This is a genomic window from uncultured Pedobacter sp. (assembly GCF_913776295.1).
Lineage (GTDB): Bacteria > Bacteroidota > Bacteroidia > Sphingobacteriales > Sphingobacteriaceae > Pedobacter.
In genome coordinates this window covers 106,885-129,717 of sequence record NZ_CAJYOJ010000039.1, presented here as the reverse complement: position 1 = coordinate 129,717, position 22,833 = coordinate 106,885, and the positions used below count along the sequence as shown (strand labels likewise).

23 protein-coding genes are annotated in these 22,833 nt (G+C 37.4%); 5 read left to right on the top strand and 18 right to left on the bottom strand.

What is annotated here, in order from left to right:
• Positions 1-4: 4 nt before the first annotated feature.
• The 5 genes from QZ738_RS07320 to carA all read right to left on the bottom strand — a co-directional run bounded on the left by QZ738_RS07320 (position 5) and on the right by carA (position 5,187).
• Positions 5-961 (bottom strand): Fic family protein, encoded by a 957-nt coding sequence (locus QZ738_RS07320; RefSeq protein WP_293786103.1) that lies wholly within the window; start codon positions 959-961, stop codon positions 5-7.
• Between the two features lie 114 nt (positions 962-1,075).
• Complete coding sequence (locus QZ738_RS07315; protein ID WP_293786101.1) at positions 1,076-2,197, bottom strand: ABC transporter permease; 1,122 nt, start codon at positions 2,195-2,197, stop codon at positions 1,076-1,078.
• Positions 2,198-2,278: 81 nt separating this feature from the next.
• Positions 2,279-3,043: an ABC transporter ATP-binding protein gene (locus QZ738_RS07310; RefSeq protein WP_293786099.1), complete on the bottom strand. Its 765-nt coding sequence runs from the start codon at positions 3,041-3,043 to the stop codon at positions 2,279-2,281.
• A gap of 96 nt (positions 3,044-3,139) precedes the next feature.
• A complete protein-coding gene (locus QZ738_RS07305; RefSeq protein WP_293786097.1) occupies positions 3,140-4,000 on the bottom strand; it encodes a hypothetical protein in 861 nt (286 codons plus the stop codon).
• 74 nt (positions 4,001-4,074) lie between these two features.
• Complete coding sequence (gene carA / locus QZ738_RS07300; protein ID WP_293786095.1) at positions 4,075-5,187, bottom strand: glutamine-hydrolyzing carbamoyl-phosphate synthase small subunit; 1,113 nt, start codon at positions 5,185-5,187, stop codon at positions 4,075-4,077.
• Positions 5,188-5,505: 318 nt separating this feature from the next.
• Here carA and panB point away from each other — a divergent pair, with 318 nt between their 5' ends.
• Both panB and QZ738_RS07290 read left to right on the top strand, forming a co-directional pair.
• The gene (gene panB / locus QZ738_RS07295; RefSeq protein WP_293786093.1) at positions 5,506-6,321 is read left to right on the top strand and encodes a 3-methyl-2-oxobutanoate hydroxymethyltransferase; all 816 of its coding nucleotides are present in this window, start codon (positions 5,506-5,508) and stop codon (positions 6,319-6,321) included.
• A 156-nt stretch (positions 6,322-6,477) separates the two neighbouring features.
• A complete protein-coding gene (locus QZ738_RS07290; RefSeq protein ID WP_293786091.1) occupies positions 6,478-7,164 on the top strand; it encodes an RluA family pseudouridine synthase in 687 nt (228 codons plus the stop codon).
• A 213-nt stretch (positions 7,165-7,377) separates the two neighbouring features.
• Here QZ738_RS07290 and QZ738_RS07285 read toward each other — a convergent pair whose 3' ends face one another.
• The 5 genes from QZ738_RS07285 to QZ738_RS07265 all read right to left on the bottom strand — a co-directional run bounded on the left by QZ738_RS07285 (position 7,378) and on the right by QZ738_RS07265 (position 11,985).
• Positions 7,378-7,851 (bottom strand): hypothetical protein, encoded by a 474-nt coding sequence (locus QZ738_RS07285; protein ID WP_293786089.1) that lies wholly within the window; start codon positions 7,849-7,851, stop codon positions 7,378-7,380.
• A gap of 124 nt (positions 7,852-7,975) precedes the next feature.
• Complete coding sequence (locus QZ738_RS07280) at positions 7,976-9,286, bottom strand: HAMP domain-containing sensor histidine kinase (protein ID WP_293786087.1); 1,311 nt, start codon at positions 9,284-9,286, stop codon at positions 7,976-7,978.
• Positions 9,287-9,316: 30 nt separating this feature from the next.
• Positions 9,317-9,994: a response regulator transcription factor gene (locus QZ738_RS07275; RefSeq protein WP_293786085.1), complete on the bottom strand. Its 678-nt coding sequence runs from the start codon at positions 9,992-9,994 to the stop codon at positions 9,317-9,319.
• Positions 9,995-10,054: 60 nt separating this feature from the next.
• Positions 10,055-11,245: an aspartate aminotransferase family protein gene (locus QZ738_RS07270; protein WP_293786083.1), complete on the bottom strand. Its 1,191-nt coding sequence runs from the start codon at positions 11,243-11,245 to the stop codon at positions 10,055-10,057.
• A 26-nt stretch (positions 11,246-11,271) separates the two neighbouring features.
• On the bottom strand, positions 11,272-11,985 hold the full coding sequence (locus QZ738_RS07265; RefSeq protein ID WP_293786081.1) for a LytTR family DNA-binding domain-containing protein: 714 nt from the start codon (positions 11,983-11,985) through the stop codon (positions 11,272-11,274).
• A 241-nt stretch (positions 11,986-12,226) separates the two neighbouring features.
• Here QZ738_RS07265 and QZ738_RS07260 point away from each other — a divergent pair, with 241 nt between their 5' ends.
• The 3 genes from QZ738_RS07260 (at position 12,227) to QZ738_RS07250 (ending at position 16,106) form a co-directional block, all read left to right on the top strand.
• Positions 12,227-12,460 (top strand): hypothetical protein, encoded by a 234-nt coding sequence (locus QZ738_RS07260; RefSeq protein ID WP_293786080.1) that lies wholly within the window; start codon positions 12,227-12,229, stop codon positions 12,458-12,460.
• Between the two features lie 236 nt (positions 12,461-12,696).
• Positions 12,697-13,464, top strand: coding sequence for a GLPGLI family protein (locus QZ738_RS07255; protein ID WP_293786079.1), 768 nt, complete (start codon positions 12,697-12,699; stop codon positions 13,462-13,464).
• Positions 13,464-16,106 (top strand): hypothetical protein, encoded by a 2,643-nt coding sequence (locus QZ738_RS07250; protein ID WP_293786076.1) that lies wholly within the window; start codon positions 13,464-13,466, stop codon positions 16,104-16,106. Before QZ738_RS07255 ends, QZ738_RS07250 begins: the two co-directional genes overlap by 1 nt.
• Positions 16,107-16,149: 43 nt before the next feature.
• Here QZ738_RS07250 and QZ738_RS07245 read toward each other — a convergent pair whose 3' ends face one another.
• From QZ738_RS07245 to QZ738_RS07210, 8 genes are all read right to left on the bottom strand, one after another.
• The gene (locus QZ738_RS07245) at positions 16,150-16,590 is read right to left on the bottom strand and encodes a hypothetical protein (RefSeq protein WP_293786074.1); all 441 of its coding nucleotides are present in this window, start codon (positions 16,588-16,590) and stop codon (positions 16,150-16,152) included.
• 7 nt (positions 16,591-16,597) lie between these two features.
• A complete protein-coding gene (locus QZ738_RS07240; protein ID WP_293786072.1) occupies positions 16,598-17,257 on the bottom strand; it encodes a hypothetical protein in 660 nt (219 codons plus the stop codon).
• Positions 17,258-17,290: 33 nt separating this feature from the next.
• Positions 17,291-17,851, bottom strand: coding sequence for a sigma-70 family RNA polymerase sigma factor (locus QZ738_RS07235; RefSeq protein ID WP_293786070.1), 561 nt, complete (start codon positions 17,849-17,851; stop codon positions 17,291-17,293).
• A gap of 78 nt (positions 17,852-17,929) precedes the next feature.
• Entirely contained in the window at positions 17,930-18,886 is a 957-nt protein-coding gene (locus QZ738_RS07230) for a transketolase family protein (RefSeq protein ID WP_293786068.1), read from the bottom strand.
• Positions 18,887-18,974: 88 nt separating this feature from the next.
• Complete coding sequence (locus tag QZ738_RS07225; RefSeq protein WP_293786066.1) at positions 18,975-19,820, bottom strand: transketolase; 846 nt, start codon at positions 19,818-19,820, stop codon at positions 18,975-18,977.
• 57 nt (positions 19,821-19,877) lie between these two features.
• On the bottom strand, positions 19,878-20,342 hold the full coding sequence (gene bcp, locus QZ738_RS07220; protein ID WP_293786064.1) for a thioredoxin-dependent thiol peroxidase: 465 nt from the start codon (positions 20,340-20,342) through the stop codon (positions 19,878-19,880).
• Positions 20,343-20,464: 122 nt separating this feature from the next.
• Positions 20,465-22,195 carry a M23 family metallopeptidase gene (locus QZ738_RS07215; protein WP_293786062.1) on the bottom strand — a complete coding sequence of 577 codons (1,731 nt, stop codon included), beginning with the start codon at positions 22,193-22,195 and terminating at the stop codon, positions 20,465-20,467.
• Between the two features lie 3 nt (positions 22,196-22,198).
• On the bottom strand, positions 22,199-22,810 hold the full coding sequence (locus tag QZ738_RS07210) for a fumarylacetoacetate hydrolase family protein (RefSeq protein ID WP_293786060.1): 612 nt from the start codon (positions 22,808-22,810) through the stop codon (positions 22,199-22,201).
• Positions 22,811-22,833: the final 23 nt, after the last annotated feature.

Genomic DNA, 22,833 nt, shown 5'->3' with positions numbered 1-22,833 from the left:
AAGGTTAACGTTTTCTTTTGCGTGTTTTGATATAGCTTTGTACCGCAGCTTTGGTGGTAAGCCAATCTCTTCCCTCTTTATAAGCATCTATTTTGCCTTGCCTGGCCAACAAGCTTACGTACTCCTGGCCATAAGGAACATCAGGTTCTGAAACGATATTGGATATGGGCTCATAATCGCCATAATCGTTTCCAGGCAGTGCATTGATGTAAATATTTAGCGAACGTTCTAAAGCCTGCAGCATCAATAAACAAAGTTTATGATACTTACCCTTGTTAGCCTGATTAAGTGCTTCGTAATATTTCTTTCTGTCGTTTTTGAGAATGATTGCAGGGGGGAAGCCCTTGCGCATGAGGAGTAAATTCATGGCAAGCCTCACGGTACGCCCATTCCCGTCAAAAAAAGGATGGATCCAAACGAGTTTATGATGGAAAATACTCGATAATAAAATATCGTTTAAGCCCAATGGATTATCATTGACAAAGGTGATCAATTGATCTAATAAATCAGAAACTTTATTAGCATTAGGTGGTGTAAAGTTTGCGCCTACAATGCGTACCCCGCCATTTCTTAAACGGCCTGCATAATCATCTTCAATGCTTCTGAGCACCAGGCCATGAAGCGATAAAATGTCAATGCTCCTCAGGATATAATCTTTATTGACTAAGGTATGGAGGTAATCAATGGCTTTCTCATGGTTATAAGCTTCGAAATGTTCACGTAGCGATTTGCCTTTAACCGTTATGCCTTCCTGTAAAACCATTTGAGTTTCTTTCAGGCTTAATGTATTTCCCTCTATACTGTTTGAGTTATATGTCCACTCAAGTGTGAGATCTTCTCTGATCCGGTTTAGCGCGCTATTGGGCAATGGCCTTGAAGTTTCTAACCTGGCCTTTTTTTCATATAACCTTTCTATTTGAGGCAGTAGCTCTTTTAAATCGCTTAAATCAAAATCCCACATACCCAAAGGTATTAATTATCGGATGATTATGAAAATAAAGCTATCCGATATTAAAATTTTTCCAAAAAAAAATGATAACGGGTTGTTATCATTTTAAATTACTTTTGAACTATCTTATTCCCATTTAAATACTTTTACCGCAACTGCGTAAATACCAATTCCCCAGAGCAATAGAATCATGATCTGGAATTTAACATCCCACAGTCCTAAACCTTCGAAAGCTACCTTACGCATGGCATCATTTAAATAGGTAAGCGGTAAGGCCCTGCTAATCGGCTGTAGCCAGCCAGGGAAGGCCTCGATAGAAAAGAATGTGCCCGATAATAAAAACTGTGGTAAAGTTACGATATTCGATATTGGGGGTACCATGCTCTCGCTTTTGGCAATGCCAGAAATAATAAAGCCAAAGCCCATAAATACAATAATGCCGAGTGTGGCCAGTACAAGCATGTTGACGACCGTGAGTGCGCCATTTACAAGTGTGAATCCAAAAAAGAAATGGCCAATCAAAATGATAAATAAAGCACCGATTAAAGCAAAACCGATACGGGCAATCCCTTCGCCAATTACAATGCTCGAGCGCCTTACCGGAGTAGCAAAAAAGCGTTTGATCACTAAAGTTTGGCGCAAACTTAAGAAAACGAATGCTGTTCCGAAAACACCGGTGCTCAATAGCGAAAAGCCCAACTGTCCGGGAAGGATAAAATCAATCGTTTTATACTCGCGACCTGTAATGGTGCTTTCTTTAATTTCTGCAACGTTGGGCTTTAAGGTTTTATCGTAAAAGATGTTATTTAGAACCGATTTTAAAATTCCTCCTTTATCTCTTGATGCCGAAGTGTAAACCACATTAACCGAATAGGCTGCAGAATTGACTTTTCTGTGCACATCAATCATGGCATCAACGTTGCCCTTTTCCAGTAATTTAGCAAATTCGGTTTTGGATTTATCTTTTACTAAACGGATCATCCCTGTTTTTTCCAGCATGCCCATTACCGGGTTATTTACATCCGAACCTGGTGTTACCCCAACATCGATATGGGTTCCGCCACCACCTAAAAAGCCAAATACAAGAATAAATATCAAGGGGAAAGCTAGGGTAAAAACCACCGCCGAAGGACTCCGCATGATAGAACGGAAACTTGCTTTTGCAAGGGCTAGGGTTGCTGTAAGGTTATTATAACCCCCAGCCCCTGAAAAGGAGTTTGAATTTTTTTCGTGTATATCTTTTTGCATATTGATTCTGCTGGATTTTATTTAAAAAAATGTATGAAGCATACTAGGTTTCAAGTTTCCCCCTTATGAGGGCTAGGGGGCTTATTCACGCCATTCTTGCCCGGTAAGATTTATGAATACATCTTCCAGATTGGCCTTTTTAACCTCTTTTTTACGCTCAAAACCGCTGTTTACTAATTTGTCTATTAAGTTGTCAGGCGTATCCAAAGCGATAATTTGTCCGCGTTCCACAAATGCAACACGGTCGCAAAGCTGTTCGGCCTCGTCCATGTAATGTGTAGTAATTACCACTGTTGTTCCTGCATCGCGGATTTCGGTAATCAGGTCCCAAAGATTCCTGCGGGCCTGGGGATCGAGGCCTGTTGTAGGCTCGTCCAAAAAAATAATCTTTGGTTGATTGATGAGCGTTGTAGCGATAGAGAAGCGCTGTTTTTGTCCGCCTGAAAGGGCTTTATATTTAGCTTTGGCCTTATCCTGAAGGTTTACTTTCTCCAACATCTCCATCGGTTTGATATTGGCGCCATATAAACCTGCGAAAAGTTCAATCAGTTCGATCAGGTTTAGATTTGGATAATAACCGGCAGCCTGTAGCTGCACGCCAATAATCTGTTTAATGTTTTGGGGGTGCTGATCAACAGAAAAACCGTCAACGATAATTTCGCCTGATGTTTTAGCGCGTAACGTTTCGATAATCTCGAGCGTAGTGGTTTTGCCAGCACCATTAGGGCCAAGCAGACCAAAAATTTCATTTTCAAACACCTCAAAGCTTAGCCCATGAACGGCCACGAAATCATCATATTTTTTAACCAGATCTTTAATACTGATAATGGCTTTTTTTGTTTCCATGTTGCGAATGTAAGGAGCTTTAAATGAATAGGAAATGAATTTTTGAATACATAGGCGAAAATGTCGGTAAAATGATGTTTGGGGTAGGTAAAGCCATCATTTAATTTTTTTTCTGATTAAAATGATGATGTCCCGGTCTATCGAATCTATTATATAACTGTTTTTTGCTTGATTAAATGTCTGATCAAAAACGATTTTGTCTTTCGAAAGAATGAATGCTCCGCTGGTGCGGATACTGTCGCTCGGAATAACATAAGATTCCCTGTAGATACGTTCATATTCCATTCTGTGTTTCCAGGGATTTTGATACTCCAGTACCTTTTTTCCAGAATAGGTACCATCAGGCTTAAGCGATACGAAATAGGTGGTTTTCAGATTGTATGATTCGGTACTCCAGGCGCTATCTGGTTTCTTGGCTGAATTAAATTTATAGATTAATCCATATTGGATCTTTTCTACAAAATCCATATTGTTTGTTATTTGGTTTTGAAGCCTGAAGTTTTCATTGATGCCGTATAAAGTATCCAGGTTTTTATTTGCTGAAAATTTCCATTTTGTATAGATGTAATCCTCCGGTTTTATTACCTCATTTATCCTTTTGAGGTATACGGTGTCTATCGTGATAGATGCGCCTTTGCTTTGTCCGCCACCAAAACGGTTAAAGCCCTCTATATTATAGCTTAGATACCCTTCTTTTTTTATATTCTCAGAAAAATGAAGCGGAGGAGCCTCCATCGTAAAAAGTTCGGTTAGTAAAAATTTATTATACCTGATTTCTTTGAGGAAAAATTTTCCATTAGCATCGGTAATGGTTTCGCCAACTTTGCAGCCTGCAATAGGTTTGCTATCATAATCTAATATTGTGCCTGATATGGCCGGTCTTGATAACCTGGAGATGCAGGAGCTAAACAGAGTTATCGAAACAGCAAATAATATTAGGAAGCGCTTTTTAAACATATTCTAATTTAAATAAAAAAACACTGCCAATAAAAATGAGCAGTGTTTTAATGCTTTAATAGAAAAACTAAACTTTACCAGGCTAATTCACCTTTCATTACTTCAACAAAATCATCAAATAAGTAACGCGAATCGTGTGGACCTGGTGAAGATTCTGGGTGATATTGAACCGAGAATGCCTTTTTACCTTTAACACGGATACCTTCTATAGATTTATCATTTAAGTTAACATGTGTAACTTCTACTTTATCGGAGTTTCTAACCTCATCGGGAATTACACCAAAACCATGGTTCTGTGAGGTAACCTCGCAATGATCTTTGATGATATTTTTTACCGGGTGGTTTAATCCACGGTGACCATTAAACATTTTCATGGTGCCGATACCATTAGCTTCTGCTAATAGCTGGTGACCCAGGCAAATACCAAATAATGGCTTATCTTCAGCTAATATCTCTTTGATCGTTTCTACTGCGTAAGGCATCACTGAAGGATCTCCAGGGCCGTTCGAAATAAAGTAGCCGTCAGGACTAAATTTTTCCATTTCGGCAAAAGTAGTTTTAGCTGGGAAAACCTGAACGTAGATATCGCGGTTTTCAAAGCTGCGCAAAATATTTTTCTTGATACCCAGATCAAGGGCTGCCACTTTTAAACTTGCTTCAGGGTTGCCGTAAAAATATGGTTCGGTGGTACTTACTTTAGAAGACAGCTCTAATCCTTCCATGGATGGAACCTCGGCCAGTTTTTGCTTTAATTCCTCCAGATCGGTAATTTCAGAAGAGATAATTGCATTCATAGCACCTTTGTCTCTGATGTGGCGTACCAATGCACGTGTATCAATATCTGCAATGGCAACCAGGTTATCATTTTGGAAATAATCCTGAATAGATTCTGTAGCTTCTTTACGGCTATAAACGATATTGTAATTTTTGCACACTAAACCAGCAATTTTGATCGAGCCTGACTCGATTTCATCTTTGTGGATACCATAGTTACCGATATGTGCATTGGTGGTAACCATTATCTGCCCAAAATAACTTGGATCTGTGAAAATTTCCTGGTAACCTGTCATCCCGGTATTAAAACAAATTTCGCCAGTGGTAGTCCCAATTTTTCCGGCCGCTTTGCCGTAAAAAACCGTGCCGTCGGCCAGTAATAAAATCGCAGGTAACTTGGTGTAGTTAGTCATGGTAATTACAATATGGATTTTGATTTAAAAAAGAGTTGAAAAAAGAATGGCTTTCGGCCGTAAAGCCGTATTTGCAGGGTACAAAAAAAGATGAATATATCCCTTCCATTTCGGGGTACAAAGATAGATTTTTAGATTGGGAATGTAAAGAGAAAAATGAAATAAGGTTAAGCGGAAAGTTGAAAGACCAAATCAGAAAGCAGTGAAATCCATTTGTATAAAAATGATTTTAGTTTGAGGTTGCCGTGGTCTTTTACCTTCGGTCTTTCAGCTTAATTGAAGAAAAAACAATACTTTTGGCAACACAAAACAAATCCTATGTCGGTACATAAAGAAATCAAACGCGTTACCACGCATATTTTACAGGAAATGAAAGAACGTGGTGAGAAAATATCGATGCTAACGGCTTACGATTATTCGATGGCAACCATTTTGGATGATGCAGGTTTAGATGTTTTATTGGTTGGCGATTCTGCTTCTAATGTAATGGCTGGTCATGAAACAACTTTGCCCATCACATTAGATCAAATGATCTATCATGCTGCATCTGTAATCAGAGCCGTTAAACGTGCATTTGTTGTGGTTGATTTACCTTTTGGCTCCTATCAGGGAAATTCGAAAGAAGCTTTGAATTCAGCGATCAGGATTATGAAAGAATCAGGTGCTCACGGTGTTAAACTGGAAGGCGGAGAAGAAATTATCGAATCTGTTCAGCGAATTATTACAGCAGGAATTCCTGTAATGGGACATTTGGGTTTAACCCCTCAATCTATTTATAAATTTGGAACATATACCGTTCGGGCGAAGGAAGAGGAAGAAGCAAATAAATTAAAAACTGATGTTTTGGCTTTACAGGCTGCCGGTTGTTTTGGCATCGTATTAGAAAAAATACCTGCCGCACTAGGCAAGGAAGTTACAGAAAGTTTGCATATCCCCACGATCGGCATCGGTGCCGGCCCACACTGTGATGGACAGGTTTTGGTGGTGAATGATATGATTGGCTTAACCAAAGGATTTAAACCTCGTTTTCTACGCCAGTATATCAATCTTTATGACGAAATTTTAGGCGCAGCACAATCTTACATCCGCGACGTAAAAGGAAATGATTTTCCGAACGATAAAGAACAGTATTAAGTTTGGAGTTGGCATTTTGCGTTTGAAGTTGTTTCAAGCCCAAATAATCATCCAACTTTAAACCATTAAACAGCTAACCGATTAACAATAAACTTTTGCATTAGACGATTTGCTTTAACAAATAAACTAATGACGGATGAACCAATGAACTAACCGATGCCCATTACCGATAACGACATCCTTTTTGAAGACAACCATTTAATTGCTATTAATAAGAGAGCGGGTGATATTGTGCAGGTTGATGAAACCGGCGATGAGCCATTAGACGAACAGGTAAAAAAGTATATCGCCAAAAAGTACAACAAACCCAATGGTGCTTTTTTAGGTGTGGTACATCGTTTGGACAGACCCGTAAGTGGTGTTATTTTATTTGCTAAAACCAGTAAGGCTTTAGAGCGTATGAATGCCGTTTTTAAAAACAGAGAGGTTAAGAAAACTTATTGGGCAGTGGTAAAAAACAAACCGGAGAAGGAGTCCGCTACTTTGGTACATTGGCTGGTTAAAAATCCACAGAAAAATGTAGTTTCTTATTATCATACGGAAGTTACCGGTAGTCAGCGGGCAGAACTTTCTTATAAAGTAAAAGCCAAAGTAGGCGATTACTATCTTTTGGAAGTTGATCCATTAACGGGTCGGTCGCACCAGATCAGGGTTCAGCTCTCCTCAATGGGCTGTCCAATTATGGGCGATAATAAATATGGTTATCCACGCGGAAGCAGAAAAGGAAGCATTTGCCTGCATGCCCGTAGGTTACAGTTTATACACCCTGTAAAAAAAGAACCAGTAAATATATTCGCCAAATTACCGGTTGATGGTTTTTGGGAAAGATTTGAGGATTTATAGACGAATACTTGGGATAAGTAAAATTCATCACCTCCTGAGATATTCATGTGATCATTTTTTTTTGGAGTTACCTTCATTTTGGGCGAAGTGTAACGAAGTCGAGAAATCTATATCAATAGACAATAGATTTCTCCCCGCCGGTAGGGGCAGGCCTGTCCGCACAGGCGGGCACTACGGTTCAAACGACGAATGATATCTTGAGATGATGAGATATTATTTACAATCAATTTTTTCGAAAGTCATTGATCCATCAAACTTCAGTTTGCTTAAGTCTTTAAACTTAGTTTGTCCGTTTACTTCCTGTACATCACCAAATCCTTCTGCAAGCTGATCACCCTTTTTCAAAAAGGCCACTTCCCGTACCGAGGTTTTGCCTTCAGATTGAAAGGTGTAATTCGCAATAATGGTATCGCCTTTAATAACACCGGCTATCGTACCTGCATTTTTATCTTTTTCGTATAAATTGTAGCCTAGTGTACCTGTAAATTTTTGATCCGCTGTTTTTAACGATAGGGTAGCGGTATCGCGGTTTTTAATGTATTGGTAACACTGAACCGAATCGGTTGTGACAGCTGCATTGGCTACAATAGTGGAATCTATTTTGGCCTGCGTTTTTTTGGCCGTTCCGCCCTGGCAAGATGACATCAATAAAGCGGCGGCTCCTAGTATGGGGATAATGTTTTTCATGAAAATATGTTTTCTACTGATCAGATTGGTTTAATACTAAGCAAAGCCCCTGCCAAAATTATTACGCTGATTCGATCTTCAAATAAAATTCAGGACTTGTACAGCTGGTTATTATAAGCAAACCTTATATTAAAAAAGATAAGGAAATGCTGGTTCCTTTTTGTTCTTCAGATTTGATATTAACATCTATTTTATGGAACCTGGCAATACTTTGTACAATGGCGAGCCCCAAACCAAATCCATTTTCTTCTGAATTTCCCCTTTTAAAACGGTCAAAAGCATTTTCTACCAGTTCTTTGCTCATACCTGTTCCGGTATCGCTAATGGTGAGGATGTATTTTTCGCTTTCAGTTTTATCGGTTATGGTAATCGTTCCGTGATCAACGTTGTATTTAATCGCATTATTAATGATATTGATTAAAAGTGTGTGTATCAGGGCTTTATTCCCTGTAAAATGAAAGTCTTTAGAGAGGTGGGCGCTATAACTGATGTTTTTGTCCGCTATCCGATCTTCCAGATCCTCATATATATCATCAATTTCTTGTTTGAGGCTAATTTCTTCGGTTTTTAGGTACTGATTGTTTTCAACTTTAGAAATGAGTAACAAGCTATTGATGATGAGCTTTAAGCGGTTCAGGGTTTTTAACGAAGCGTAAATTTTATTTTCATGCTCTTCCGGAATATCCGGCGTGCTGAGCATATTTTCAAACCGTGTACTCAAAATCGAAATTGGCGTGAGCAACTCATGTGAAACGTTAGCAATAAACTGCTTTTCTAAAGCGAAAAGGGTATTTATTTTGCGCATTAACGAGTTTATGCTATTATCAAGGATTTTAAAATCGCTGGTGCTGGTGGGAATGTTCTGGTAATTATAATGACTGGGATCATTAACCAGGTTGATCTTTTTATCAATAATGCGATAAAACGGTTTAAGTAAAAAGTTAGAAAAGGTATAATCGGCTATCAACGTAATCAACAATGCCGCAACGAGTACAATCAACATATAAAAACGGATCGAATTTTTAATTGACTGAAGCGCTGTCATGGTTTCGCCGATCTCCAGGTTGTACCAGTTTTTATGGTATGAGAATTTATAGTTTAAAATGCGGTATACTTCAATATCGCCCTCAATCTCTCTTTTTTCGGTAAATACCTTCGCAGTTGAATCCTTCTGATTGTCAGGAAGTACCGTTAATACAATAAATTCTTCCTTCAGAATGTTATAGTCGGTAAAAGATTGTTCTTTATTTAAAAGGCTGTCAATCTCATTATCATTTAAATGTTTGATGATTTTGTTCTTCTTTTTGATCAGGCGGTTATCAAGCTGGTTGTAGGCCAGTCGATCTAATGAAAATAGAATAATCGCACCCAATAGCAGTATAATGGCAACTTTGGTTACTGCATTGTATAAAGAAAACTTAACCTGTAACTTCATTTAGATGAATGACCTCTAACTTCCCGACGCTCAACAATTAATTCTATAACCTATACTTCTTACCGTTTCAAACCAATCTATTGGGGTCACCCCGGCGAGTTTTTTCCGGAGATTTTTAACATGTACATCTACAAAATTTGAGTCAGAGTTAACCTCTAAAATATCACCCCAAACATGTTCTGTTAAACTCATTCTAGATACCACACGGTTTTTATTCAACACTAAATAGTTAAATATTTCGAATTCTTTTTTGGTTAGGTTTAATCTTTCATCTCCATAAGAAACTGTTCTGTTTTGAATATTTAGCAGGAAATTGTGAATGTTAACCTCGTTTTTTTCTAATTTATGTTTTCTGCGCGTAATGGCATGCATCCGTGCTAAAAGTTCGTTTAGCGAAAAGGGCTTTGGCAGGTAATCATCTGCACCCTCATCCAAACCTTTGATCCGGTCGTCAACAGCACTGCGGGCAGTTAAAATGATTACCGCATCATCGCGGTCTTTTGTGGCTTTCAGCTGTTTTAGAATATCAAAACCATCACCATCGGGCAAGCCCAGGTCTAATAAAATGAAATCGTAATTATTTACAAAAATCTTTTCTTCAGCAGACGATTTTTTCCAGGCATGCTCAACAATAAATCCTTCTTTGCTCAAGAATTCATCCATTTCAAGCGCCAGGCTTTTTTCGTCTTCAACGATTAATACATTCATTTCAGCTAACTTTATTTTGTTTTTTTACCGCCATGCGCTTTGCGCTCAGCGACCATGCGTTTACCCTGCAACTAAGTTAATATTTTTTAGGATGGTCTTGCAAGCTTCTTTAATTTCTTCCTTGGTGATAATTAGGGGGGGAGCTATCCGCATAGAATTGCTGCAATGTAAAAACCAGTCTGACAGTACGCCATCTAAAATACAGGCATCGATAATCTTTTTGTTGATTTCAAAATTTTCAAACTCAACGGCAAGCATTAAACCTTCGCCTCTTATTTCTTTAATGGCAGGATGTTTTAGAAGCTGTTTAAATAACCGGCCTTTTTCTTCAACTTCCTCAACAATATGATCATCTATCAAGGTACGCAAGGTAGCTAATCCGGCAGCACAGCAAACCGGATGACCTCCAAAGGTAGTCATATGCCCTAAAATGGGCTTATGGGATAAAACCGACATGATTTCTAAGGAACTGATAAAAGCACCGATTGGCATTCCACCGCCAATCCCCTTTGCCAATAGCAGCACATCTGGCACCACATTGTAATGCTCAAAGGCAAACATTTTGCCACTGCGACCAAAACCTGATTGTATTTCGTCGAAAATTAATAAGGTGCCTGTTTCTGTGCATTTGGCACGTAAAGCGCGCATATAATGCAAATCTGCTACACGGATCCCTGCTTCGCCTTGTATGGGCTCGATAAAAACGGCTGCGATATCTGAAGTGATTTTTTCCAGATCAGCGAGGTTGTTATGCTCAATAAAACTGACATGAGGTAGGAAAGGACCGTAGCCGGCGGAATAAAAATCACTTTCCATTAAACTTTCTGCACCTTGCGTACTGCCATGATAAGCGTTTTTACAGGCTATAAATCCTTTTCGGCCGGTATAACGTTTGGCGAGTTTCATAGCGCCTTCTACGGCCTCGGTTCCGGAGTTTAAAAAGTAGGTGCAGCTTAAGTTAGTCGGTAATATTTCAGCAAGAGCCTTCGCGAAATTAACCTGCGGTGTTTGAATATATTCGCCATAAACCATCAGGTGCATATAGGTTGCTGCCTGATCTTGAATGGCCTTAACTACTGCAGGATGGCAGTGACCAACATTGCTCACACCTATACCGGCAATAAGATCAATGTGTTTTTTATCCTGTGCATCGTAAATGTAGATTCCTTTTGCTCTTACAAATTCGAGCATCAATGGCTCCGGAGAGGTTTGTGCATTGTGTTGTAAAAACAACTGACGTTGAGTAAGCATGGTACAAAAGTACGGAATTAAGTACGCTAATCGATGTTATTCATCATCTTATGATAAAACGCCAAATGTTTTCTGCCGATAGAAATCCTGATGTTATTATTTAAAATGACATGTGACCTTTCTAATGTTTTAATTTGACTTTCTGCAATAATAAATGATCGATGTATCTGGGAAAAACCTTTATTTGTGGTCAGAAGTGCTAATGCCTCAGAAAAGCTTGACTTCGAAAAAATTATCTCATTCTCAAGGTATATTTTAGTTAATCTTTCTTGGGCCTCTATCGCATAAATTTTATCTAATTTGATTTTAATAAATCTGTTTCTTTGTTCATCACTTTTAAAAATAACATAATCGGTAGCTTTTTCCGTTTGAACGTTTGGCGGATTTTGAAGCAATTTCCGAATAACTTGATCAAATTTTGCCTGTGAAATTGGTTTCAAGAGAAAAGCATCTGCCTCCATTTCATAGGAGTGAATGGCATAATTAGCATGGGCAGTAGTAAATACCAACTTATTGGTTTTGTGTTTAATTAATCTTGCAAGTTCGAGACCGTTCATGGTTGGCATTTCAATATCGAGAAAGATCACGTCAACAGGCTTTTTAAGATTTTCAATTTCTTTTAGTGCAGTTGAAGCACTACCATAAGACTTAAGTAATTTAAGCTCTGGTTGTAAAGCAATGTATTCAGTTATAACCTCCAGGGCAGAAAATTCATCATCAATAGCGAGGCAGGTATACATATTTCATGAGTAATTGAGAGGTTAATTATTTTTAATTTAAAAATGATTGAGACTAAAGTAATAGTTATGTTACAGTTATCCAAATCTATAATATTACTAAAAGATCAAAAAGGTCATTCATGTTGCTTAGTTGGCTGTTCATGTTGGTTAAATAGCAATTGATGCAGAAAATTTTATTTTAGATTTTTATAATTGAGGTTTGAGGGATAATTAAAATAAATTAACCTTTAATCTTAAAAAAATGAAAAAACTATTATTTATTGGAATGATTTGTTTGACGAGTTTGGCAACATTTGCTAAAATGAATTTTTCAAACCTAAGGCAATGTACTGTACATTATACCGTTGTAGACGAAGATGGGGCAGTTATCTGGGGGCCAGCTAACGTATCAGCGGATACATGTGAACATGCATTAGGGCTTGCCAGGTCATTTTACCATATGGCTACCGGTGATAGTTCAGTTTTTCCGACGTAACTGAAAATAGTAAGTGTTATTTGGGTGTTAGCCAATACATCTGAATATGCATCAGTACTGCGAGGTATTTTACTTCAAAGTTACTTAACGGTAGCTCATTTTTACTGGTGAAACTTAGTCAAAAGTAAGTAGTTCGTTTACATTTCGATTCAATAAGACGGTTTATCGTTAACTAGGATGTTATTAATTGTGATGTAAACGAACTAAATTGTTTGTCAAATCTTAAATGATATATTGTGATTAAAAAATATTTATTAAATTTTTTGCTTTTAATTTTTGTTTTTCATTCATTTTGTGCAAAAGCGCAAAGAGGTACCATTAGTTATAAACTGACCGTTAATGAGAAAAATCTTGGCAGAGAGATGCAACAGAATTTAATTATCTATTTTGATAAGTTAAATTCCGTAGAACTAAGGATTAAACAAAAAAATCAAAGTGGTAACAATCAAGGCGATGATTTAAATCAAGTTAGGGTATTTAAATCAGGAAAACCAACCTTTGTGTTCAAAGATTTCTCTAGAAAAAAATTATTATTATCTGATTATATCGGCACAAAAAAAGTAATACTAATGGATACTTTGAATAATTTTAGATGGAGGATTTTAAAGGAAAAGAAGAAAATAGGAAATTTTAATTGTAGAAAAGCAGAGACCGCATTTAGAGGAAGATTATATGAAGCCTGGTATACAGAAGATGTTCCTATTCAAAATGGACCATGGAAATTTTGTGGTTTGCCCGGGCTGATCGTTATGATTAAAGACACAGCGTCTGATTTTGTGTACGAATTAGCAGGCGTTGATTTGAAGGCGAGATTTGACAATAATACAATTGGCGTTCCTGTATCCTATGAAAGAGATAAAGCTATTACTTATAAGGAATTTAGTACATTATATAAGAAAAAAATTGAAGATTACATTAAACTCTCTAGAGTTGAACAAACAACACCCGAAGGCATTACTGGGACGATAGACTTACATATGCCCGAAAAACAAGAGAAATTTTAATGTGCAAATATTTCATCTTTTTGTTTGTTGTTTTTACATACCATCTCTCTTTAGCACAATCTGTACGATTAACCGGTTCAGTAATCTCTGGAACTGATAAACTTCCCTCTGCTTCGATTCAACTCAAAACTTTTGGAAACGAAGATGTTTTAATTTATGGTTTTTCTGACGAAGAAGGGAATTATAAGCTTAGCGGCCAAATAGATGAATCCGATAAATTCCTTTTAATTGCGGCCTATATCGGTTATAAAAGAGATACAGTAGTTGTAGGGCGAGAAGTTCTTTTAAAACGAGGTACTTTTCTGCATAATTTCAATTTAAAGGAAGATAAAAAACAGCTTGATGAAATTTATATCAAAGCGCCTAATGCCATTCAGGTAAATAGCGATACTACAACCTATAATGTCCAGCGTTTTACCAGCCCAGAGGATCGAAACCTGGAAAGCGTTTTAAGAAAAATGCCCGGAATGGAGGTAAATAAAGAGGGTACCATCTTTTTTAAAGGTAAAAAAATAAGTAAGGTGTTATTAGAGGGAGAAGATTTAACGGGTGAGGGTTATAAGGCTATTACCAAGAACTTAAAACCCGAGTTTGTTGAAGAAGTTCAGGCCCTGGAACATTATGTTGAAGATAATCTGCTTAAGGGTATTATTAATAGCGATGATATTGTTTTAAACCTCAAAGTAAAGAATAAGCAGGCTAAAAAGATAATAGGGAGTATCGACGGCGGTTTAGGTACAAACGATAGGAGGCTACTGTCTACGAACCTTATCTCCTTCATTAATAAAACTAAGGCCTTTGCCTTTGGTAACCACAATAACTTAAGTACAGAGTCAAATGTCAATGTTTTAGATCCTGTAGATGAAAGTGTTGCTTTTACAGGCAATAACCGAATTATCCGTCATGAAGTTGGCACCTACAATCCTTTTGATGCAACTTCATATACCCTTAATAACACCATTCAAGCAAGTATAAATGCTATTACAAGGGTAACAGAAAAATTTAAGATCAGCTATGCAATATTGTATTTTTGGAATAAACTGTACGGACAAACATCTTTGCATAGTATGTACTTCGCTCCGAATTCGATCTATACGGAAGATAACGATAGCAGAACCAGTTTAAACAAAACCATTAAAGGTAATTTTAGCGCAGATTACCTGGTTAGAAGCAATGCTCGTTTCTGGGCCAAATTTACCTATAGGCAAGTGCCGGATCGGTTTAATAGTTCCGCTTTTTCTATATATAATAATATAGCTGGTGATAGTGTTTCTCAAAATCAAACTGATTTAAACCGAAATTTTAATGCCCAGTTGAAGTATACTGTCAAGATAAATCAAAGAAGTGCTTATTTGATTTCAGTAAGGGCTTTAGCTGATAATATGAACCAAAGCTATCTAACTAGTTCACCGCTTTATCAAAATGCAACTATATTTAATGGAAACCAAAATTTATACCAATTGGTAAATAATATCAATTTCAAATTAAAAATTGATTTTGAAGGATTAAAGAGATATAATACCAGCTTTCTATATTTAAATGTGGGCAATGAAATTAACCATTTTAAAATTAAATCAAATCTCTTTAGCGGATCTCAATATAATCAAGTATCAATTGGTAATGATTTTATCAATGATAATCTCTTTAAGTTAAACCAAAGCTATATCACTGGGAAATATGTTTACGATAATCAACCGGTTAAGGTATTGGTACAGCTGAAATCTACCTTTCAATTTTTAAAAAACATGGATCAGGACAGCACCTATTTGATTTTGGAACCAAGTTTATCTTTTTCTTATAAGTTGACCGATATACAGCATATTTCTTTAAATTATAATTATAAAAATTCTAACCCTCAGCCCATTGAGTATTATGAAAATTATATCCTTACCGACCTGCGTAGTTTAAATAGTGGTTTGAATAATTTTTATAACTATAATACTCACAACCTTGGCATAAGTTATAATTTAAATGATTTCGCCAACAATTATTTTAACCTAAATTTGGCCATAAATGGGAGTTATAGTCAATACGGATTTCTTTATACTAATTTTTTCTTAAATACTTTAAATTATACAAAGAAAGAGCCATTTAAAGGTGTTAAAACCATAACTGCAAATTTTATTACGAAGAAATTTTTACCAGCTCTATCCATGTCATTTTCTGCAAGCTATGCACCATCTTTCTCAACTTATTATGGTAAAGCAATTGGAGGGGTAATGGAATATCAGGCTTTTAATCAATCAGGATTATTAAAAATAACTACAGGGTTTAACTTGCCAATAAACTTTGGAATAGGAACCGAGCTGAAAATTAATTCAACAAGAACTGAAGGAAAACAAATCGCTAAAAATGAAGCTTATAAATATACATTCGAATATAGATATAAGATCAATAATAAAATTTTTAGCATATCTTCCTACAATAGGTATAATATGAATAATCAATACTTTAACCTAATTGATACAGAATTACAGTTTAATCCTAATAAAGGATGTTTTAAATATAGCATACAAGGGAAAAACCTTGCAAATCTTAAAGCTTTTACCAACTTAAATATTAATGAAGTATATTCTTCTAATTACTCATCTTCTATTTTAGGCAGATATATTATGTTTAATGTATCCATGTCAATCAAATAATTTATAAAACAAAAAAGACCTACATTACTGTAAGTCTTTGTTTTTATGGCTTTTGTCCGCCTCGGTATCTATTAAGCAATTCGCGTTTAAAACCTTCCTGAGCCCTGTAGAATTTACCTACCACTTTTATAGGCAATGATGATTTTAGCTTGCTGTAGTATTTTTTGTTGAGATTAAGCTCTCTCTGTTTAAAATCAAACTCACTGGTAATCAAATTCTGTACCTGTGCATCTGTTAAGTTATCAATTTCGTCAACTTTTCTGAAAGAGATCATTTTCTGCATGCGTTCTTTATGCAAGCTGTTTAATTCTGCCTGCATATTATTGTAAATCGGCCAAAAAATCTTGGCTTCTTCCGGCGATAAATCAAGTTTCTGAGTGAAAAAAGCTATTTTAAGCGATTCTATTTCTTCTCCCCTTGGTCTTTGTGCCAGTAAAGTTGTGGGCAACAAAAATATTAAAGCAACAAAAAGTAAATTCTTCATTTCTGTATTAATTGTTTAGTTCCTGAGCCAGGTCTCCTGATGAGAAATTGCTCAAGATATAGTTTTCCATTTCTGTATCTGACGCAGAAGTTGTTTTTATATTAGATGATGTGGTATTTTGTGTTTCTAAATGATCAATGATGGTACTTTCGTCAATATCATATAATAACTGCTCGTTTGCCACAGCTTCTGCGGCGGGCAACTGCTGCCCGGTAGAAGTTGAGCCATTTTGGTAAAAATAAATACTAAATGAAGCCATTAACAAGAAACAGGCTGCGCTTACATATTTAACCATATTTCTTCTCCATAAAGGGATAACTTTGGCTTTCTTTGCAGGTTCTAACGTGGAAATTCTATCAGTAATTCTATTTTGCAGTGTATTGAAATAATTGTCTGGTACGGTGAAAGCTTTTTCTGCAACCGGTATTTCAGACAGGGCAATCCGGGTTTGTATGCGTTCCGTTAAATCTTCAAAATAATGCTGCGGAACTTCAAAATGTTTACTACTTGCTTTTTGCGTTAACTCATCTATGAATATAGCAGAAAAAATGCCCTCTCCACCATTTTCGAAATATCCGTCGGGAACGGAGAAAGGATTATGTTTCTCCATGGCCGCAAGTGCCGGAGACTCATTTATCCAATCGTTGTCTTCTATATTTTCGTTCATCACAGATATATGATACAATTCATGTGAAAAGGTTTAATAGTCTACTTCATCATTTTTAATAAAAGCTTCAATTTTTTTTGCAGCGATGTGAAATGATGCTTTGAGTGCTCCAACAGAGGTTCCTAATACTTCAGAAATTTCTTCGTATTTCATATCATCAAAATATTTCATGTTGAAGATAATCCGTTGTTTTTCAGGCAAGGTGAGAATGGCTTTTTGCAGTTTAAGCTGGAGTTTATCGCCGTTAAAATAGGATGACGCTACCAGATGATCGGCAAGTTCGGATGATACCTCATCCAAAGGGGTATTGTTTCGCTGCTTTTGTTTATTTAAGAAAGTGATCGATTCGTTGGTAGCAATGCGGTAAATCCAGGTGTAAAGCTGGGAATCATTTCTGAATTTATCGAGATTTTTCCACACTTTAACAAACACTTCCTGCAAAAGATCATCGCAGTCATCATGGTTTAAAACCAGTCTGCGAATATGCCAATAGATTTTTTGCTGGTACTTTTTGAGCAACAGGTTAAAGGCTTCATTTCGCGTTTGCTCAACGGCAAACATGGCGAGAATTTCTGAATCTTCAACTTGTTTCATTGTATATAGATTTGAGATGTGAGAATGGAGATATGAGATTTGATTGATGTCTCAAATCTCATATCTAATATCTCAAATCTATTTTTTTCTGCCAATTACTTTTTGAGCTGCTTCAACAATGTTTACGGCATCTAAACCATATTTAGACATCAGTTGATCAGGTGTTCCGCTTTCGCCAAAAGTATCGTTAGTAGCTACAAACTCTTGAGGAGTTGGCAGTTCGGTGGTTAACAAACGAGCCACACTTTCGCCCAATCCACCAAATTTATTATGCTCTTCGCAAGTAACTACACATCCGGTTTTCTTAACGGATGTTAGGATGGCTTCCTCATCCAAAGGTTTGATGGTATGGATATTGATAATTTCGGCATCAATACCTAATTCAGCTAATTTCTCGCCAGCTTCGATCGCTTTCCAAACCATATGGCCGGTAGCAATAATGGTCACATCTGTTCCTTCGTTAACCATCCAGGCTTTACCAATCTCGAATTTTTGATCCGGATCTGTAAATACCGGGATTACCGGACGGCCGAAACGTAAATAAACGGGGCCTTCGTACTCGGCAATAGCCATAGTTGCTGCTTTGGTCTGGTTATAATCGCAAGGGTTGATTACCACCATGCCCGGCAACATTTTCATTAAACCGATATCTTCGAGAATCTGGTGTGTTGCTCCATCTTCCCCTAAAGTCAATCCGGCGTGAGATGCGCAGATCTTAACGTTTTTGTTTGAATAAGCTACTGATTGACGAATCTGGTCGTAAACACGGCCAGTAGAGAAGTTGGCAAAAGTACCCGTAAAAGGAATTTTACCGCCAATGGTCATCCCTGCTGCAATACCGATCATATTTGCTTCTGCAATACCAACCTGTGTAAAACGCTCAGGAAAATCTTTGATAAAAGCATCCATTTTAAGCGATCCAACCAAATCTGCACACAAGGCAACCACATTTTCGTTTTTCTTTCCAGCTTCATGTAAGCCAGCTCCAAAACCCGAACGTGTATCTTTTTTTTCTGTATATGTATATTTTTTCATTTTGTTTTAGATATGAGATATGAGATTTTAGATGTGAGATCAGGCGACAATTCGTCTCCAATCTCATATCTGTTGTCTCCAATCTAATTTAGTAATCCCCTAAAGTTTCTGGCAATTGCGCTAAAGCAGTCGCTAATTGCTCATCATTCGGCGCTGTACCATGCCATTTGTGAGAACCCATCATATAATCTACACCTGCGCCCATTTGCGTACTCATTAAATTTAAGATCGGTTTACCTTTGCCGGTTAGGGTTTTGGCATAGTGTAAACCTTCAACGATCGATTGCATATCATTACCGTCTGTATTGATTACATGCCATCCGAAAGCTTCAAATTTATCCTGCAAACTGTCTAAAGAAAGCACTTTCTTGGTAGGACCATCAATCTGTTGACCATTGTAATCGACACTGCAGATTAAGCGATCCAGTTCATGAAAAGGGGCAAACATGGCCGCTTCCCAGTTTTGACCTTCTTGTAGCTCACCGTCACCATGCAGGGTGAAAACGTATGAGTGATCGCCATTTAATCTTTTAGTTAAAGCAGCACCAATAGCTACCGACATACCCTGGCCCAATGAGCCGGAAGCCACGCGGATTCCCGGCAAATGTTCGTGTGTTGTAGGGTGACCCTGCAATCTCGAATCCAGTTTACGGAAAGTGGCCAGTTCACTTTTATCAAAATAACCAGCATGAGCCAGTGTACTGTACCAAACCGGAGAAATGTGACCATTAGAGAGGAAAAACAAATCTTCGCCAATACCGTCCATACTAAAATCTTTATTGTGATTTAACACTTCAAAATACAGGGCGGTAAAAAAATCGGCGCAACCCAATGAGCCACCAGGGTGGCCAGATTGGCATCCGTGAACCATTCTTACGATATCTCTTCTGATTTGAGACGCAATATCTTCTAGCTCTTTAATTGTATGTTTCATTAAAATAAGAGGTTGTTGTTACATAACAAAGGTAATATTTTACCTGCTATATCATAATTAGTTATTGATTAAATTGAGTACTTGTTGGGTAGCATTTTTGGTGTCGACCTTTTTGATGATGTGGATAATTTTTCCTTCGCCATCTATTATGAAAGTAGCGCGAACGGTACCCATGTATTTTTTGCCATACATGTTCTTTTCTGCCCAAACTCCATAGTCATTTACGATTTTCTGATCGGTATCTGCCAATAGGGTAAATGGAAGGTTATGTTTGGCCACAAACTTTTGATGCGATTTTTCATCATCAACGCTTACGCCTAAAACAACAATGCCTTTGGCCTGTAAACCTTGATAGTTATCTCTAAAATCGCAGGCTTCAGCGGTGCAACCCGGGGTATCGTCTTTAGGATAAAAATAAAGTACAACGGTTTTACCTTTATAATCGCTTAACGAAACCTGGTTTCCATTTTGATCTTTTGAGGTAATTGCAGGTGCCTGATCACCTTCTTTTAATTCTGCCATATATAAAATGATTGAATATTTATGTTAATGGATCTGTTAATTAATGCTGCAATGTAAACAGTTTAAATTAGTATCCTGTTCGATGGGATTTAAAAGATGACATTTTAAAACATTTTTACCACTTATTTGGAAAAATTTATCGTGTATCGTCTTGTATTTTCTTTCATATCTGTAACCACCAGTTCAAACGAATGCTTGCCTGATGAAGTTCGCTCATCAAAGCTATGCCAAAGGGTTGCCGTTTTGGCATCAAATTCCATTAATATCCATTTTCCATCAATGTAGCCATTAAAACTTTTTATTCCGGATAGATTATCGCTTATTTTGAAGATTATTTTAGATAAACCTGCTATGTTTTTCCCGGCCGAGATATTTACAGGTACTATTCTAGGTGCAATAGTATCGGTAGCTATATAAAAACTTCCAAAATTTTTGGGTGTGGCTTTAATATAACCGTTTTCAAAAAAGCCACCCTGTGAGGAGCCGTTGGTATTTACAATCAGGGCCTTACTCCTGAGGTTTTCGGGAAGTTGATCAGCCTTGACAGAGATCTCGAATCCGATATGTAACGGCGTATATCTATTGTGAATCTGATGCACAGCCGACCAGGCATTGCCTGCAGGCTTTGGTAACTTTTTATAAGTAAAGTTTAAATCACTGTACAACGTTCCGATGGGGAGCACCACTTTAATCTCATCGGTGTTTAATTCATTCACTTTGTTGTAAGGATAAATTATTCCGGTAGGAACAATAGGGGCAGTAACAGCTGCCACACCTGCATTTACCGTAAAAGGAAGAACAGAAGAGTTGCCTTTTGAATCGGTAATGATGTAGCGAAGCTGGTGTGAAGCGCCATCATTGAAATTAATTTTGCCACTGTTTACCAAGCCACTGTAAATTTTTAAGGGGTTTCCAGGTTCAACAAAACTTTTCTGGATACTTCTTTTTGTATTTAAGTAGGTAGGATAGTCGATATGTGAATTAATTGCTTTACTGTTTTCGAAGGCAAAACGTTCAAGAGCAGAAGTGTAAATTCTCTTACCGTCCAGCTCCAACTGAATAGAATACACACCATTGGTGCCTGATAGTCCATTATGCCTGTCGGTTACCACGATGCCGAATCCAACTTCGCCTGTTAAACTAATGGGGGCAGTGGTTTTATAACTGCCGTTTGCACCGCTAATGGCAATAGCCTGTTTTGGCGTATTTTCATTAAAGTTTTTGCCGTTTAAACGGTATACGTACAATCCATGGATGACAGGAGGGATATTATCGGGAATGATGATCCCGAAGAACTGCGGATTGATGGTTTCTTCAGTTTTAGTATCCCTGATTTCGAAATGTAAATGTGGACCGCCAGAGCTGCCCCGGTTACCAGACCAGGCAATAATATCACCTTTATATACAGGGATTAATGTGGCATCAGGAAACTCATCTAGCTCAAAGGATTTTTTTTCATATTCAAGATTCTTAACAATCGCTGCAATTTTGGGAGCGAAACGCTGTAAGTGGCCGTAAACAGTAGTAAAACCATTTGCATGGTTAATATAAAGTGCTTGTCCAAAACCACTGTTCTGTACCCTCAACCTCGAAATATAGCCATCTGCAACTGCATAAACCGGATACCCTTCGCGCTGGTTGGTCCTGAAATCAACTCCTGAATGAAAGTGATTGGCCCGGATTTCGCCAAAAGAACCTGCCAGGGCCGGAGGGGTAATATCTAAAGGCTGCCGGAAATCGGTAATCGGATATTTATTGTTACTGAAAATCTGCTGTGCCCGAACAAAGGACGACACAATTAAAAGGCAGATAGTAAAGAAAATTTTAATGTATTGGATTGGGTTATTGATCATTCGTTACTTAACATCAAAATTTAAAAGTTGTTTTCCCTCCAGCCAGGCTTCCAGCTTGTCCCCTCTATTTACTTTTCCAACGCCCTGAGGCGTGCCGGTAAAAATTAAATCTCCTTTTTTTAATGTAATGTATTGAGAAACAAACCTGATGATCTTCTCGAACGAGAATAACAAATCTTTAGTATGCCCAATCTGACGGCTTTCGCCATTGATCTTTAACTCAAAATTTAAATTGTAAAGGTCCTCGTAATCGCTTTTAGGCAAAAAAATACTGATTGGTGCTGAGTTGTCAAAAGCTTTCGCCAGCTCCCATGGCAATCCTTTTTCTTTGTGTTTTGCCTGGATATCACGTGCGGTAAAATCGATGCCCAAACCCAGTTCATCATAATAGTTAGCCGCAAATTTTTCAGCAATGTGTTTTCCTTCCTTGCAGATTTTCAATACCACCTCAAGTTCGTAATGTACATCATCAGAAAAATCAGGAAGATAAAAAGGTTTATTGTCTTTTAATACGGCTGTATCCGGCTTCAGGAAAATTACCGGACTAGTGGGAACCGGGTTGTTCAATTCCTTTGCATGTTCTGCATAATTTCTGCCAATGGCGATGATTTTCATTCTTAATTATAATATATGAGAAA

What these genes read in the sequence shown, in the direction of transcription:
- QZ738_RS07215 (WP_293786062.1), bottom strand. Translation starts at nt 22,195, where the DNA reads ATGATCAATAACCCAATCCAATACATTAAAATTTTCTTTACTATCTGC.
- panB (WP_293786093.1), top strand. Translation starts at nt 5,506, where the DNA reads ATGTCGGTACATAAAGAAATCAAACGCGTTACCACGCATATTTTACAG.
- QZ738_RS07305 (WP_293786097.1), bottom strand. Translation starts at nt 4,000, where the DNA reads ATGTTTAAAAAGCGCTTCCTAATATTATTTGCTGTTTCGATAACTCTG.
- carA (WP_293786095.1), bottom strand. Translation starts at nt 5,187, where the DNA reads ATGACTAACTACACCAAGTTACCTGCGATTTTATTACTGGCCGACGGC.
- QZ738_RS07235 (WP_293786070.1), bottom strand. Translation starts at nt 17,851, where the DNA reads ATGAAACAAGTTGAAGATTCAGAAATTCTCGCCATGTTTGCCGTTGAG.
- QZ738_RS07315 (WP_293786101.1), bottom strand. Translation starts at nt 2,197, where the DNA reads ATGCAAAAAGATATACACGAAAAAAATTCAAACTCCTTTTCAGGGGCT.
- QZ738_RS07320 (WP_293786103.1), bottom strand. Translation starts at nt 961, where the DNA reads ATGTGGGATTTTGATTTAAGCGATTTAAAAGAGCTACTGCCTCAAATA.
- QZ738_RS07310 (WP_293786099.1), bottom strand. Translation starts at nt 3,043, where the DNA reads ATGGAAACAAAAAAAGCCATTATCAGTATTAAAGATCTGGTTAAAAAA.
- QZ738_RS07240 (WP_293786072.1), bottom strand. Translation starts at nt 17,257, where the DNA reads ATGAACGAAAATATAGAAGACAACGATTGGATAAATGAGTCTCCGGCA.
- QZ738_RS07275 (WP_293786085.1), bottom strand. Translation starts at nt 9,994, where the DNA reads ATGAATGTATTAATCGTTGAAGACGAAAAAAGCCTGGCGCTTGAAATG.
- QZ738_RS07260 (WP_293786080.1), top strand. Translation starts at nt 12,227, where the DNA reads ATGAAAAAACTATTATTTATTGGAATGATTTGTTTGACGAGTTTGGCA.
- QZ738_RS07265 (WP_293786081.1), bottom strand. Translation starts at nt 11,985, where the DNA reads ATGTATACCTGCCTCGCTATTGATGATGAATTTTCTGCCCTGGAGGTT.
- QZ738_RS07290 (WP_293786091.1), top strand. Translation starts at nt 6,478, where the DNA reads ATGCCCATTACCGATAACGACATCCTTTTTGAAGACAACCATTTAATT.
- QZ738_RS07245 (WP_293786074.1), bottom strand. Translation starts at nt 16,590, where the DNA reads ATGAAGAATTTACTTTTTGTTGCTTTAATATTTTTGTTGCCCACAACT.
- QZ738_RS07230 (WP_293786068.1), bottom strand. Translation starts at nt 18,886, where the DNA reads ATGAAAAAATATACATATACAGAAAAAAAAGATACACGTTCGGGTTTT.
- QZ738_RS07270 (WP_293786083.1), bottom strand. Translation starts at nt 11,245, where the DNA reads ATGCTTACTCAACGTCAGTTGTTTTTACAACACAATGCACAAACCTCT.
- QZ738_RS07225 (WP_293786066.1), bottom strand. Translation starts at nt 19,820, where the DNA reads ATGAAACATACAATTAAAGAGCTAGAAGATATTGCGTCTCAAATCAGA.
- QZ738_RS07280 (WP_293786087.1), bottom strand. Translation starts at nt 9,286, where the DNA reads ATGAAGTTACAGGTTAAGTTTTCTTTATACAATGCAGTAACCAAAGTT.
- bcp (WP_293786064.1), bottom strand. Translation starts at nt 20,342, where the DNA reads ATGGCAGAATTAAAAGAAGGTGATCAGGCACCTGCAATTACCTCAAAA.
- QZ738_RS07285 (WP_293786089.1), bottom strand. Translation starts at nt 7,851, where the DNA reads ATGAAAAACATTATCCCCATACTAGGAGCCGCCGCTTTATTGATGTCA.
- QZ738_RS07210 (WP_293786060.1), bottom strand. Translation starts at nt 22,810, where the DNA reads ATGAAAATCATCGCCATTGGCAGAAATTATGCAGAACATGCAAAGGAA.
- QZ738_RS07250 (WP_293786076.1), top strand. Translation starts at nt 13,464, where the DNA reads ATGTGCAAATATTTCATCTTTTTGTTTGTTGTTTTTACATACCATCTC.